The 13,235-nt window shown below is 67.6% G+C and carries 12 protein-coding genes and 1 pseudogene; 9 read left to right on the top strand and 4 right to left on the bottom strand.

Translation table 11 applies throughout. The annotated features are described in order from the left end of the window. Positions 1-48: 48 nt before the first annotated feature. Complete coding sequence (locus CNE_RS39055) at positions 49-1,236, top strand: RNA-guided endonuclease InsQ/TnpB family protein (RefSeq protein WP_269148703.1); 1,188 nt, start codon at positions 49-51, stop codon at positions 1,234-1,236. Here CNE_RS39055 and CNE_RS03335 read toward each other — a convergent pair. Further along, complete coding sequence (locus CNE_RS03335) at positions 1,151-2,029, bottom strand: dimethylarginine dimethylaminohydrolase family protein (RefSeq protein WP_013955730.1); 879 nt, start codon at positions 2,027-2,029, stop codon at positions 1,151-1,153. The genes CNE_RS39055 and CNE_RS03335 overlap by 86 nt on opposite strands. Before the next feature lie 163 nt (positions 2,030-2,192). On the opposite strand from CNE_RS03335, the gene CNE_RS03330 reads away from it, so the two are divergent. After that, a complete protein-coding gene (locus CNE_RS03330; protein WP_013955729.1) occupies positions 2,193-2,612 on the top strand; it encodes an Lrp/AsnC family transcriptional regulator in 420 nt (139 codons plus the stop codon). A gap of 8 nt (positions 2,613-2,620) precedes the next feature. On the opposite strand, the gene CNE_RS03325 is transcribed toward CNE_RS03330, so the two are convergent. Continuing rightward, complete coding sequence (locus CNE_RS03325; RefSeq protein WP_013955728.1) at positions 2,621-4,378, bottom strand: chloride channel protein; 1,758 nt, start codon at positions 4,376-4,378, stop codon at positions 2,621-2,623. Between the two features lie 136 nt (positions 4,379-4,514). Here CNE_RS03325 and CNE_RS03320 point away from each other — a divergent pair, with 136 nt between their 5' ends. The 6 genes from CNE_RS03320 (at position 4,515) to CNE_RS03295 (ending at position 11,075) form a co-directional block, all read left to right on the top strand. After that, complete coding sequence (locus tag CNE_RS03320) at positions 4,515-5,654, top strand: HPP family protein (protein WP_013955727.1); 1,140 nt, start codon at positions 4,515-4,517, stop codon at positions 5,652-5,654. A gap of 581 nt (positions 5,655-6,235) precedes the next feature. After that, positions 6,236-7,393, top strand: a complete 1,158-nt coding sequence (locus CNE_RS03315) for an AI-2E family transporter (RefSeq protein WP_013955726.1) — start codon at positions 6,236-6,238, stop codon at positions 7,391-7,393. Continuing rightward, a complete protein-coding gene (locus CNE_RS03310; protein WP_013955725.1) occupies positions 7,393-8,082 on the top strand; it encodes a paraquat-inducible protein A in 690 nt (229 codons plus the stop codon). Before CNE_RS03315 ends, CNE_RS03310 begins: the two co-directional genes overlap by 1 nt. Further along, positions 8,079-8,831, top strand: a complete 753-nt coding sequence (locus tag CNE_RS03305; RefSeq protein ID WP_013955724.1) for a paraquat-inducible protein A — start codon at positions 8,079-8,081, stop codon at positions 8,829-8,831. The genes CNE_RS03310 and CNE_RS03305 overlap by 4 nt, the downstream gene beginning before the upstream one ends. Further along, positions 8,818-10,473 carry a PqiB family protein gene (locus tag CNE_RS03300; RefSeq protein WP_013955723.1) on the top strand — a complete coding sequence of 552 codons (1,656 nt, stop codon included), beginning with the start codon at positions 8,818-8,820 and terminating at the stop codon, positions 10,471-10,473. The genes CNE_RS03305 and CNE_RS03300 overlap by 14 nt, the downstream gene beginning before the upstream one ends. Then, positions 10,470-11,075 carry a PqiC family protein gene (locus CNE_RS03295; protein ID WP_013955722.1) on the top strand — a complete coding sequence of 202 codons (606 nt, stop codon included), beginning with the start codon at positions 10,470-10,472 and terminating at the stop codon, positions 11,073-11,075. Before CNE_RS03300 ends, CNE_RS03295 begins: the two co-directional genes overlap by 4 nt. Before the next feature lie 281 nt (positions 11,076-11,356). Here CNE_RS03295 and CNE_RS40745 read toward each other — a convergent pair. Next, positions 11,357-11,533 (bottom strand): annotated as a pseudogene (locus CNE_RS40745) (IS110 family transposase); the annotation flags it as partial. Positions 11,534-11,540: 7 nt separating this feature from the next. Next, positions 11,541-12,101 (bottom strand): nucleoside 2-deoxyribosyltransferase, encoded by a 561-nt coding sequence (locus CNE_RS03290; protein ID WP_193351047.1) that lies wholly within the window; start codon positions 12,099-12,101, stop codon positions 11,541-11,543. Positions 12,102-12,278: 177 nt separating this feature from the next. On the opposite strand from CNE_RS03290, the gene CNE_RS03285 reads away from it, so the two are divergent. After that, the gene (locus tag CNE_RS03285) at positions 12,279-13,220 is read left to right on the top strand and encodes a 2-hydroxyacid dehydrogenase (RefSeq protein ID WP_013955719.1); all 942 of its coding nucleotides are present in this window, start codon (positions 12,279-12,281) and stop codon (positions 13,218-13,220) included. The last annotated feature ends 15 nt before the right edge of the window (positions 13,221-13,235 follow it).

Below are 13,235 nucleotides of genomic sequence, written 5' to 3'. Positions count from 1 at the left end.
GAAAGGAGTGCTGCCGGCAGCAAGCAATCCCAATTTAGAATGACCGGCATGCTTCTCGTCTATCGCTACCGGGTAAAGTCGCTGAACGGCCTGCTCAATCAGCAGAGCCGCGCGGTGAACTACGTTTGGAACTTCTGCAATGACACACAGAAGCACGCGCTGAAATGGGGCAAGAAATGGCCCACGGGTTTCGATCTGAACGTGTTGACCACCGGCAGCAGCAAGGAACTCCGTATCCATTCCGGCACCGTCAACGCGGTTTGCGAGCAGTACGCCAAGTCGCGTAGCCAGCATCGCCGGCCGTACCTGCGCTATCGCGGCCGCAGATCCCTCGGCTGGGTGCCGCTCAAGGGGCGGGATCTCAAGCGCTCGGGCGACGCATTCCGCTTTGCCGGCAACACGTTTCGCGTGTTCAACTGCAGGTCTCTTCCCGAAGGCAAGATCAAGGACGGCACGAATTTCTCTCGCGACGCGCGAGGCAACTGGTTCCTGAACATCGTGATCGAAGTTGCCGATACTCACGCCCGGTCCCCGGCCCGCGGTGTCGGCATCGATCTGGGCTTGAAGGACCTTGCCACGCTTTCCACGGGCGAGAAGATCGAGAATCCGCGTCACCTTGGCCAACTCGAGCAAGCCCTTGCCAAGGCGCAACGGGCGCGCAAGAAACGACAGGCCACGAACCTCCACGCGCGCATCGCCAATGCGCGGCGCGACTTCCTGCACAAGCTCTCGCATCGCATCGTGCGGGACTTCGACTACATCGCGGTGGGTAATGTGAATGCCGCCGGCCTCGCCAGGACCAGCATGGCGAAGTCCGTCCTCGATGCGGGCTGGTCGTCCTTCCGCACAATGCTCGCGTACAAGGCGATTGCGCATGGCGCGTGGTATGAGGAAATCGACGAACGTTTCACCACCCAGGTTTGTTCTTCGTGCGACGCGATGCCGCCGGAGAGGCCGAAAGGTATCGCAGACCTTGGAATAAGGCAGTGGGTATGCAGTGAATGCGGTGCTGTACATGATCGCGATGTGAACGCTGCGCTAAATATCCTTGCCCGATCGGGACATCGATCGCCTGCAGAGGGAATCCCCTCCCTTCAGGGAGGGGCGGATGTCAAGACCGTCTCCTTTGTTGTCGGTGCGGTGCCTGCGCTCAGGCCGCCACCGCGGCGATGCCCGGCCCGCTGCGGCGATCCAGGCGCAGCGTCATGCAATAGGCGCCGCCGCCGGACAGCATGAAGGGCGACAGGTCGACCTCATGCAGCTGGTAGCCGCGCCGGCCCAGCTCGGTGCGCAGGTGCGGCGTGGTGCGGGTCATTACCACCTGGTCGTCGAGATTGACGGCATTGACGCTGAAGTGGCGCAGATCGTCGGCGCTGGCCTCGATACGCAGCCGCGCCGGCACACGCGCGCGCAGCTCGCGCAGCGCCGCCTCGCTGAAGGCCGGCGGGTAGTACAGCACCTCGCCGCCGGAAAGCGGGCAGAAGCAGACGTCGAGGTGGTAGCTCTGCTCGGTGGCCAGCTCCAGCGCCACCACGTCCTTGCCGAAGTAGTCCGACACCGCCACGGCCGCCTCATGCGACGAGCGCGGACCGAACCCGGCCCAGAAGTGGCCGCGGCCCGCATCCCAGATGCAGTCGCCCGCGCCTTCCTGGAAGCAGCCCTCGGGCAGCAGCGCGACTTCGTCGAGCAGGCCGCGCTCGCGCAGCGTGCCGAAGATGTCGGCGAACGGCGCCTCTTCACCACGGCGTTGCGGGTAGCGGAAGCGCGCCAGCAGCGCGCGGCCATCGAGCACCACCGCGGCGTTGGCCGGGAACACCATGTCGGGCAGCCCCGGCGCGCCGGGGGCCACCTCCACCGCAAAGCCGGCCCGGCCCAGCGCCTCGCGCAGCGCGTCGAAAGACTGCATGGCGCTGCGGTGCATGCCGCGCGGGTCGCGCGCCCAGGCAGCCGGATCCATCCACGGATTGATGCTGTACGACACGTCGTAGAAGGTCGGCTCGACCAGCAGGATCGTGGGGGTGTGGGTCACGGGGGCTCCTTTTTTAATGGCAGGCGTTGGGAAAGCAATCGGTTGATTGAATTCTCGGGCAAGCTGGTGTTAACTAATAGCCAGCAACTTGCACAATTTGCGCGAGCCATTTATCAAAATGCCAGCCTATGCTGGCGCTTTGCAAAGGCCTTTTGCCCACCCCATGGATGCCACCGATCACCAGCTGATTTCCCTCCTGCGCGACAACGCGCGCATGCCGGTCACGGCGCTGGCGCAGGCGCTGCGCGTGTCGCGCGCGACCGTGCAGAACCGCATCGACAAGCTGGAACAGGAAGGCGTGATCGTTGGCTACACGGTGCGCCTGCGGCCCGAGGCCGAAGCGCACCGCATCCGCGCCTGGATGACGATTGCCGTGGAAGGCAACAAGGCCCGCGCCGTGCTGCAGGCGCTGCGCGGCGAACCCAATGTGCAGGCGCTGCACACCACCAATGGCCGCTGGGACATCATTGCCGAGCTGCGCGCCGATACGCTGGAAGCGTTCGACCGCACGCTGGACCGGATCCGGCTGATCGACGGCATCAGCGCCACCGAGACCAGCATCCTGCTGTCGACCTACAAATAGGAATCCGTTCAGGCTGCGGCGCGGCCGCGCAGGCGCTCGCGCCGCGATTCCTCGTGGAACACGCTGCCGCTGGGACGCAGCAGGTCGCGCAGCGACAGGATGCCGGCCAGGCGCATGGTCTCGGCGCTTTCCACCACCGGCAGGCGCGCCACGCTCAGCGCGGCCATGCGGCCCGCGGCGGCGCGTGCGGTCTGGCCAGGCAACAGCACATGCGCCGGCGCATTCAACAGGTCGCGGCAACGCATGCCGGGCGGGATCTCACCAGCTGCCAGGCCCCGGATCGCAGCGCGCTCCAGCATGCCCAGCACGCGCCCTTCGGCTACCACCGGGTAGGCGCGATGGGCCGCATGCTCGCCAAAGTAGCGCACCATTGCCTCGGCCACCGGCAGCTCGGCGTCGATGGCAACCACCTCGCGTGTCATCAGCTCGTCCACATGGGCGCGCTCGAGCGGATCCACACCGTATTCGCGATAGATATGCAGGCCGCGCCGGGCGATCTTCTCGGTCATGATCGAACGCTTCATGGTCAGCACCGAAAAGCCATAGGCCACTGCCGTGGTCAGCAGCAACGGCAGCAGCGCCTGCGTGTCGTGCGTGAGCCCGAAGGCAAATACGATCGCCGTCAGCGGCGCGCCCAGCACGCTGCCCAGCACGCCGGCCATGCACACCAGCGACCACAACTGCGGCGAGCCGCCCGGCAGCCACGGCGCCAGCACCACGCCCAGGCCCGCGCCCAGCATCAGCAGCGGCGCCAGCACGCCGCCCGAGGTGCCCGAACCCAGCGCCGCAATCCAGATCACGGCCTTGACCGCCAGCAGCGCCAGCGCAATCTCGATGGCGATGCGGTTGTTCAGCAGGTCGCCGATCACGTCATAGCCCACCCCCAGCGCGCGCGGCTCGAAGTAGCCGCCGATGCCGACCACCAGCCCGCCCAGCGCCGGCCACCACATCCAGTGCAGCGGCAGGCGCGAGAACGCGTCTTCGGTGCGGTACAGCGCCAGCGTCAGCCCTGCTCCCAGCACGCCACAGAGCAGGCCGGCCAGCACGCAGGACAGCAGCGCCGGCGTGCCCGCCGCGGCCGTCTGCAGCGGAAACAGCGGACCGGCCTCGAAGAACAGCGGCCGCAGGAACCCCGCCACCGCGCAGGCCAGCGCTACCGGCAGCAGGCTGCGCGGGCGCAGCTCGAACAGCAGCAGCTCGACCGCTAGCAGCACCGCCGCCACCGGCGTGCCGAAGATCGCGGTCATGCCCGCGCACGCGCCCGCCACCAGCAGCGCCTTGCGCTCGCCCGCGGTCAGGTGCAGGTACTGCGCCAGCAGCGACGCCAGCGAGCCGCCGGTCATGATGATCGGCCCCTCGGCGCCAAACGGCCCGCCGCTGCCGATCACGATGCCCGACGACAGCGGCTTGAGCACCGCCACTCGCGGCGACATCGTGCTCTTGCCGAACAGCACCGCCTCGATCGCCTCGGGAATGCCATGGCCACGGATCTTGTCGCTGCCGTAGCGCGCCATCAATCCGACGATCAGCCCCCCGATGACCGGCATCGCGATCACCCACGCACCCAATGCATGATTGGCAGGCGAGCGCTCGGCCAGCGACAGTGTCTGGTAGAAAAACAGGTTGGTGAAGAAACGGATCAGGTTCACCAGCACATCCGCCGCCACGGTGCTGAGCGCACCGATGCCCAGCGCGATCACGGACAGCATCAGCAGGCGACGATTGACGGCATAGTCGCGTTTCTCGACCGGCAAAACAGACGACATTGGGGGCTCCTTGCTCTTATGCGCTCTTGTGCGGTGCGCCATGCCCCACGATTGGGATGCACTGCACCAAAGGCGGCCAAATATATCACCCCGTGATATATTACGCGCACCATTCCAAAGCGCCCCCGTCACAAGAATGCCAACCGCCCCCGCCGTCTCCGCCCTGGCGCAGAATGCCCGTGCATGGCTGCGCACATTCGTTCCGCTGCCCGTCCCCGCCAGCCGCAAGGAGCGCTTCAAAAGCTGCCTGGGCGCCCTGCTGGGCCTGATCTGCACTGAATGGATCAGCCACCAGACCCTGGGCGGCTTCAATCCCTGGTTTGTCGCGCCGATGGGTGCCTCCGCGGTGCTGCTGTTCGCCGTGCCGTCATCGCCGCTGGCACAGCCCTGGTCAATCATTGGCGGCAACCTGATTGCCGCGGTGATCGGCGTGGCGTGCGCGCGCTGGATCCCAGATCCTGGCCTGGCCGCAGCGGTCGCCGTGGCCGTCGCCATCGCCCTGATGTTCCAGTTCCACTGCGTGCACCCGCCCAGCGGCGCCGTGGCCATCACCGCCGTATTCGGCGGGCCGGCGGTCAGTGCGCTGGGCTTCGGCTTTGTTGCGGTGCCGGTGCTGTTTAATTCGATGCTGCTGCTGATGATGGCGCTTGCCTTCAACAACCTGTCGCGGCGGCGCTACCCGCACCGCCCGCCCGAGCCTGCCATGCAGCACGGGACCAAGGACGTGCCGCCATCCCAGCGCGTGGGCGTCACCCGCGCCGACCTCGATGCTGCGCTGAAGGTGCGCGGCGAATTCCTGGATATTGAAGAAGACGACCTCGAACAGATCCTGGTGGCCGCGCAGTTGCGCGCCTACCGGCGCCACTTCGGCAACGTGCTGTGCGGCGAGATCATGTCGCGCGACGTGATCATGGTGACCCCGGACCAGCCTGCGCATGAGGCCGGACACCTGCTGTCGCGGCACCGCATCAAGGCCCTGCCGGTGGTGGACGCCACCCGGCGGCTGGTGGGGATCGTTACCCAGAGCGACTTTTTCGCGGCGCAGCGTGATACCGGTGCGCGCCGGCTGGCTGGTACCGTGCGCAACCTGATGACACGGGCGGTAGTGACAGCCCGTGCCGACCAGCCGATGGTGGAACTGGCACAGGCCTTTTCCGACGGCGGGTTGCACCACGCGCCGGTGATTGATGATCAGCGGCGCGTGGTGGGGATGGTGACGCAGTCTGATCTTGTTGCTGCACTGCTCAAGAGTGGGGTGATGGCGGTGCCAGATTGATGGCATTCCACGGACATCGCATCAACACCTCCGCTGCCGCGCAAGCACCCAATGACCGCCAGCGCACTTTGAGCCTGCGCAGCAGTCGTAGGCGTCCCCGCGATGCCGTTTGCAGCAGGCGGCCTATGCCCTGCATGGGGATCGTTCAATAGTGGGTTAACGCAGGCACTGCCCCACACTCACATGGCGTAGCAGGGTCGAACGGGCACTCACGCCCAAACGGCAAGCACCACCGCTCGAACCACCAGCGCCGTGGAATTGATTGCCAGCCGCATAGGCGACGCGTTTTTTGGTTACTTTTTGTCGCTCGGACAAGAAGTGACTCCCGGCTACGCCGGCGAAACAGCCCACGCCCACCAAGCGCCACATACCGCCCCCTGTCGAAAAGCCAAACACCCCACCCGCTATCCACCTTCACAAACCTATGGCACTGTGCCCCCATCAGGGGGAACACGCCGCACCCAGCGGCCCACCGCCATAGTGACGACTAACCCACCTTCCCCCTTCCGCATCGCCCCACCCAACGTAAGCTATATTTACGCCGTTCCCGTCACACCGGCGGGTCCAAGGGAGAGCCATCCATGAGTTCAGGCCAGTTAATTGAGAAAATCGCAGCCGTCTTCGCGCTGATCGTGCTGATCGGCGGCTCACTGCTGGTGCTGGCGCCGTTCACCACCGCGCTGCTGTGGGGCGCGATCCTGGCCTTCAGCTCGTGGTACCCCTACACGGTACTGTCGCGCTGGCTGGGCAACCGGCGCAGCCTGGCGGCGCTGATCTGCGTGCTGCTCGCCACCGTGGTGGTGCTGGGTCCGTTCGTCTACGCCGGCGCCAGCTTCTCGGCGCACCTGGACGAGCTGTCCGCGCTGGTCGACCGCTATATGGAACACGGCATCCCGCAGTTACCCGCCTGGCTGAGCAGCCTGCCCTATGTCGGCTCCTACCTGCAGAATTCCTGGAACAGCGTCATCAATGCCGATTCCGAGATGGTCGCCAACCTGCGCAAGCTGATCGCCCCGGTTGGCCACGTGGTGCTGGGCGCCGGGCTGTCGATCGGCGCCGGGCTGGGCCAGCTGGCGCTGTCCATCATCCTGGCGTTCTTCTTCTACACCGGCGGCGAGTTCGCCATTGCCTGGCTGCGCGCGGGCATGCACCGCATCGCCGGCGAGCGCGCCGACCACCTGCTGGAGCTGGCCGGCAGCACCGTCAAGGGTGTGGTCTACGGCGTGCTGGGCACCGCCTTCATCCAGGCGGTGCTGGCCGGCGTCGGCCTGTGGATTGCGGGCGTGCCGGGCGCGGCCATCCTGGGCTTCGTGACCTTCTTCCTGTCGGTGATCCCGGTCGGCCCGCCGCTGGTGTGGCTGCCGGCCGCGCTGTGGCTGTACCACACCGGCGCCACCGGCTGGGCCGTCTTCCTGGTGATATGGGGCGTGGGCGTGGTCAGCATGGCTGACAACATCGTCAAGCCGCTGCTGATCAGCAAGGGCACCGGCATGCCGCTGATCTGGATCATGCTGGGGGTACTCGGCGGCGCGCTGGCGTTCGGCTTCCTGGGCGTGTTCATCGGCCCGACGCTGCTGGCCGTGGCCTATGCGCTGCTGCGCGACTGGACCATCGGCTCGCAGGCAGAGCTAAAGCAGGACCTGAAGCAGGGCGAGGCAGTGGCGGCCCCGCCGCCGGCGCCGGCCGTGGTCGACAACCCCGACGTCCCGCCGGCCTCGACCGGCAAGCACCCCGGCTGATGGCAGGACACGACGCGCCAGGCGCGCCCGCCACCCCCGACCTATCGCCGGCCATGCTGCACCGGCTGGTGGCGTGCGAATACTGTGACGCGGTCTACGAACGCACGCCGATCTCGCCCGGCGAGCGCGCGCTGTGCCTGCGCTGCGGCGGCGAGCTCTACCGCGAAAGCCGCCGCCAGTATCAACGGCTGCTGCCGCTGGTGATCACCGCGCTGATCCTGTTCCTGGTCTCCAACGCCTACCCGATCGTCGAGATGGACCTGCAGGGGGTCCGCACCCAGACCACGCTGCTGGGCGCCGTGCAGGCCCTGTACACCGACAAGATGGGGCTGGTGGCGGCACTGGTGTTCGCCACCACCATCCTGTTCCCGCTGGCTGAAATGCTGATGATGGCCTACCTGCTGGTGCCGATGGCGCAGCACCGCATGCCCGCAGGCTTCGACCGCATCGTGCGCGGCATCCGCCAGACCCGGCCCTGGGGCATGATCGAAGTCTTCATGATCGGCGTGCTGGTGACGCTGGTGAAGCTGTCCAGCATGGCGCGCGTGCTGCCCGGCATCGCGCTGTGGTCGTTCGCGGCGCTGGTGATCGTGCTGGCGGCAATGCTGTCGTTCGATCCGCGCGACCTGTGGCGCCAGCTGGAAACACCCGATGACAATGCCACGGCCGCGAGCGAGGAAGGCCGATGACAGACCAGACGCAACGGCCGACGCAGCGTCCCCGCCAGCCGGGCGGCCGCCTGGCCCGCCCGCGCCAGCTGGCGCGCGAGGTGGTGGCCGAACTCACCGACGACGACGAGCGCAACCCGCTGCCGCAGGTCCCGACCGCCAGCCGGCTGGGCCTGCTGTCGTGCCACGCCTGTGACCTGGTCAGCCCGCGCACACTGGAGGGCGAGCCCTGCCCGCGCTGCGGCGCCACCCTGCACCATCGCAAGCCCGACAGCCTGGCGCGTACCTGGGCCTTCCTGCTCGCCGCCTTTATCCTCTATATTCCGGCCAATGTGCTGCCGGTGATGGTGACTCAGTCCATCCTCGGCACGCAGCAGGACACCATCCTGTCCGGCGTGATCTACCTGTGGCTGTCCGGCTCGCACATGCTCGCCGGGCTGGTGCTGATCGCCAGCATCATCGTGCCGCTGCTGAAGATGGTGATCCTCACCTTCCTGCTGCTGTCCGTGCATTTCCGCTCGACCTGGCGGATCCGGCAGCAGACCCGGCTGTACGGGCTGGTAGAGGTGATCGGCCGCTGGTCGATGCTCGATATTTTCGTGGTGGCGCTGCTGGCCTCGCTGGTGCGGGCCGGGGCGCTGGCCACCATCATCCCCGGCGGCGGCGCCATGGCCTTCGGCGCGGTCGTGGTCATGACCATGCTGGCCTCGCTCAGCTTCGATCCGCGCCTGCTGTGGGATTCGCTGGAAGACGACAATGCCCGACACTGACAACCAAGCCACCACGCCGGCGGGTTCGCCCCCGCCGGCACCGCCGGGCCTGCCGCGGCCCGAACGCCGGCGCCGCGCGCGCTGGCTGCCCTCGCTGGTGTGGCTAATCCCGATCGTGGCCGCGGTGGTCGGCATCTCGCTGCTGGTGCATACGCTGACCTCGCGCGGGCCGGAGATCACCGTCACCTTCCGCACCGCCGAAGGCCTGACGCCCGGCAAGACGGCGGTGCGCTACAAGGACGTCGACATCGGGCTGGTCAAGTCAGTGCGGCTGGCGCGCGACCGCTCGCACGTGGTGGCGTCGATTGACCTGACCAAGGACGCCGAGAACTTCGCCGTGGCCGACACCCGCTTCTGGGTGGTGCGTCCGCGCTTTGCGGCCAGTGGCGTGTCCGGGCTGGAGACGCTGCTGTCGGGCGCCTATATCGGCGTGGACGCGGGCAAGTCGCAGGAATCCGCGCGCGACTTCAAGGGGCTGGAAGTGCCGCCGGCGGTCACCACCGATGCCTCCGGCAAGCAGTTCGTGCTGCGCGCCTCCGAGCTGGGCTCGCTCGATATCGGTTCGCCGGTCTACTACCGGCGCGTGCTGGTGGGCCAGGTGGTGGCTTACCAGCTTGATCCCAACGGGCGCGACCTCACGCTGCGCGTGTTCGTCAACAAACCCTATGACAAGCTGGTCACCGCCGACACGCGCTTCTGGCATGCCAGCGGCGTCGACCTGAAGCTCGATGCCGGCGGGCTCAAGCTGTCGACGCAGTCGCTGGTGACGGTGCTGCTGGGCGGCGTCGCCTTCCAGGCGCCGGACCACACCACCGCCACCGACGCCGCGGCCGAGAACACGCAGTTCCTACTGGCCAACGACCAGGCCGAGGCGATGAAGGAGCCGGAGGAACTGGCGCCCACGCTGGCGGTGCTCAATTTCGACCAGTCCGTGCGCGGGCTGTCGCCGGGTGCGCCGGTGGACTTCCGCGGCGTGATCGTGGGCCAGGTGCGTTCGATCGGCATCGAATACCAGCGCGACAAGAAGGCGTTCCGCATGCCCGTGGTGGTGGAGCTGTACCCGTCGCGCATGGGCTTCCGCGAACGCGATGTCGAAGACCGCGAGCGCGCGCGCAAGATCATCCAGGGGCTGCTGCAGCGTGGCATGCGCGCGCAGCTGCGCACCGGCAACCTGCTCACCGGCCAGCTCTACGTGGCGCTCGACTTCTTCCCGAAGGCGCCGCCGGCCAAGGTCGACCTGGACGCGCCGATTCCTGAGTTCGCCACTACCCCAGGCACCTTCGATCAGATACAGGCGCAGGTCGGCGACATCGTCAACCGCATCGACAAGGTGCCATTCGATCAGATCGGCCAGGACCTGCGCAGCACGGTGGCTAGCCTGAACAAGACGCTGGCAACCGCCGACAAGCTGGTGCAGCAGCTCAACGGCGACGTTGCACCACAGGTGCTGGCCGCGCTGCAGGACGCGCGCAAGACGCTGACCGCGGCCAACGGCACGCTGGCCTCGGACGCGCCGCTGCAGCAGGACACGCGCCGCATGCTGCAGGAGCTGACGCGCACCGCCACGTCGCTGCGCACGCTGACCGATTACCTCGAACGCCACCCTGAAGCGCTGCTGCGCGGCAAGCCGGAGCAAGAATGATGAAGCGCCTTACTCTCACCAGCCTCCTCGCCGGCGCGCTGGTCGCGGCCGTGCTGGCCGGGTGCGCCTCGCCCGAGCCGCGCTACTACACGCTGGCGCAGGGCGCGGTCGCGCCGCTGCCGGCCACGACGACACCGGCATCGACCAACACGCTATGGCTGGAAGTCGCGCCGGTGCGCGTGCCGGAGCGGCTCAACCGCCCGCAACTGGTGGTGCGCGATGGCGGCGACGCGGGCCTGCGCCTGCTGGACCTAGCGCGCTGGTCCGCGCCGCTGCCCGACGAGCTGCGCGACGCGCTGTCGCAACGCCTGCAGGCCACGCTGGGCGCGGTCGACACCTATCAGCAGGGGATGTCGGACGTGCAGCCGCTGTACCGGATCACCACGGAAGTGCTGCGCCTGGATGCCGACCTGGGCCAGCGTGCCGGCGCCACCATCAACTGGACCGTGCGGCGGCTGCCAGACGGCAAGGTTGTCAGCGGCCGCACCCAGGCAGAGCTGCCCGCGCCCGGCGCGGTCGATGGCGTCGTGGCGGCGTACCGCGAGATCGTCGCCAGCACGGCGGCCGATATCGCGGCCGGGGTGCAGTCGCTGCGGCCCTAGATACTCCGTTGTCAATCGGATTGGTTCGGTTTCTGGTCAGTGCATTTGATCTGAATTTCCTGAGGGCGACGTAGCAGTAATTCTCGACGGTGGATCACACTGATATTCGCGGGTTGGCTACCGCATTACAGAGGTCCGTCCAACGAGCCTGCCGCTACCTATGGTCGCAAATCGGATGACATTCCTTGCGTAGTATCTTCGCGGGTTACTCGGATGCCCGGGCTACGCCGCCTTCAGGAAACTCTTCCAGTGGGTTGCCGGGTGGTTGACGAAGCGCTGTGTTACACGGCGGGCGCCTCTTCCGATACGGCCAACGACATGGACAGCCGGCTGATGTCCCAGATGAAGCCGGCCAGCTCGCGAGCCGTCGCGACTACCGCGATGTTCGCGTTTTTGCCTCGCGCGGCCAGCTTGCGATAGCGCCGGCATAGCCGGACCTGCGCGTCCCAGGCCTGTTCACAGGCTCTAGTCGTCGCCCCACACCGCGGTGTCGCGCTCGCGGCGCGCGGCGGCTTCAGCGGCGCGCCGGTGAATCGCCTCGGCCATCGCCGCCAGGCACTCGGCCGCACCACCGTGCACCAGCTTCGCCGCACACGCCAGCATCAGGTTCTTGCCCAGCCCGAAATCCTCCACCACGAAGCCGCGCGCATCCAGCGGCGTGCCATCCTCGTCGGTGGCCACGGTGACGCGCGCGCGCAGCGTTCCCGCGTCCGCGCTGTAGGCCCAGACCGGCTTCTGCAGCGCCACCGCAAAGCCCACCTCGAACGCCGTGCCGGAATCCGGCTCGCCCGGTCCGCGGAAATCGTCAAGGTTGGCCATCACCATGTCGGCGCGCCGCAGCAGCGCGAGATTGGCGTCATAGATCCAGCGCGCGGTGTCGGCACCCGACAGGCCTTCGGGCGCGGATTTGTCGAGTGGATACAGGCCACTGAAGCCATGCGCTGCGCATAGCGCCTTGAGGTGCTCGCCCCAGGCGCGCGCATCCTTGCGAAAGACATCGAAGCCAGCCAGGTAGATGGTTTTCATGGCACGTGAAGTAGTGCAACAGGGATCAGGATCGCAGCATAACCCGCCGCCCGCGGGCGCGATACCACCGGCCTGCACGAACATCGCACAACTTGCGCGCGCACGATTTACCCGCTTCCTGCGCATGGGGGACCCTTGCGCTACCATTGCCCGTCCCCTCCTTGCATCCCGCATCCCATGCCTGCTCCCCAGATCCTCCAGGTCGGCCCGCTCGCGCCGCAGACCAACGCCACCCTGCAGCAACAATACGGCGCCGCCGCGCTGTGGCAGCAGGCCGATCCGATCGCGTGGGCGCGCAGCGAGGGCCAGCAGGTGCGCGTGGTGGTGACCTCGGCGCGCCACGGCTGCAGCGTGGCGCTGATCGATGCGCTGCCGCGCCTGGAAGCCATCGTCAGCTTCGGCGTCGGCTATGACGCGATCGCGCTGGACGCGGCCCGCGCGCGCGGCATCCAGGTCAGCAACACGCCCGACGTGCTCAACGACTGTGTTGCCGACCTGGCCTTCGGGCTGCTGCTGGATGCGGCGCGTGGCATCGCCCATGGCGACCGCTTCGTGCGCGCCGGGCGCTGGCCGCAGGGCGGCTTCCCGCTGACCACGCGCGTGTCGGGCAAGAAGCTCGGCATCCTGGGGCTGGGCCGCATCGGCGAGATCGTCGCGCGCCGCGCGCAGGGCTTCGACATGGAGATCGCGTACAACAACCGCCGCCTGCGCGAGGGCGCGCCGTGGCGCTTCGAGCCTGACCTGAAGGCGCTGGCGACGTGGGCCGACTTCCTGGTGGTGGCCACCGTCGGCGGGCCGTCGACGGCCGGGCTGGTATCGCGCGAGGTCATCGACGCCCTCGGCCCCAGGGGCATCCTGGTCAATGTGTCGCGCGGCAGCGTGATCGACGAGGCGGCAATGGTCGCGGCGCTGGTTGACGGGCGCCTGGGCGGCGCCGGCCTGGATGTGTTCCAGGACGAGCCCAACGTGCCGCCCGCGCTGCTGGCGCTGGACAATGTCGTGCTGGCGCCGCACATGGCCAGCGGCACGCATGAAACGCGCGCCGCGATGACCGCGCTGACGCTGCAGAACCTGGATGCGTTCCTGGCTGACGGCAGGGTACTGACGCCAGTGCTGTAGAAGGCTACCCGCGTG

The sequence above is a fragment of the Cupriavidus necator N-1 genome (assembly GCF_000219215.1).
GTDB lineage: Bacteria > Pseudomonadota > Gammaproteobacteria > Burkholderiales > Burkholderiaceae > Cupriavidus > Cupriavidus necator.
Note: the sequence above shows the minus strand (reverse complement) of the source record. Positions and strands in the feature narration are given on the sequence as shown.

Coding starts and splice junctions, on each gene's coding strand:
- CNE_RS39055 (WP_269148703.1), top strand. CDS start 49: ATGCTTCTCGTCTATCGCTACCGGGTAAAGTCGCTGAACGGCCTGCTC.
- CNE_RS03330 (WP_013955729.1), top strand. CDS start 2,193: ATGGATGCCACCGATCACCAGCTGATTTCCCTCCTGCGCGACAACGCG.
- CNE_RS03325 (WP_013955728.1), bottom strand. CDS start 4,378: ATGTCGTCTGTTTTGCCGGTCGAGAAACGCGACTATGCCGTCAATCGT.
- CNE_RS03320 (WP_013955727.1), top strand. CDS start 4,515: ATGCCAACCGCCCCCGCCGTCTCCGCCCTGGCGCAGAATGCCCGTGCA.
- CNE_RS03315 (WP_013955726.1), top strand. CDS start 6,236: ATGAGTTCAGGCCAGTTAATTGAGAAAATCGCAGCCGTCTTCGCGCTG.
- CNE_RS03310 (WP_013955725.1), top strand. CDS start 7,393: ATGGCAGGACACGACGCGCCAGGCGCGCCCGCCACCCCCGACCTATCG.
- CNE_RS03305 (WP_013955724.1), top strand. CDS start 8,079: ATGACAGACCAGACGCAACGGCCGACGCAGCGTCCCCGCCAGCCGGGC.
- CNE_RS03300 (WP_013955723.1), top strand. CDS start 8,818: ATGCCCGACACTGACAACCAAGCCACCACGCCGGCGGGTTCGCCCCCG.
- CNE_RS03295 (WP_013955722.1), top strand. CDS start 10,470: ATGATGAAGCGCCTTACTCTCACCAGCCTCCTCGCCGGCGCGCTGGTC.
- CNE_RS03290 (WP_193351047.1), bottom strand. CDS start 12,101: ATGAAAACCATCTACCTGGCTGGCTTCGATGTCTTTCGCAAGGATGCG.
- CNE_RS03285 (WP_013955719.1), top strand. CDS start 12,279: ATGCCTGCTCCCCAGATCCTCCAGGTCGGCCCGCTCGCGCCGCAGACC.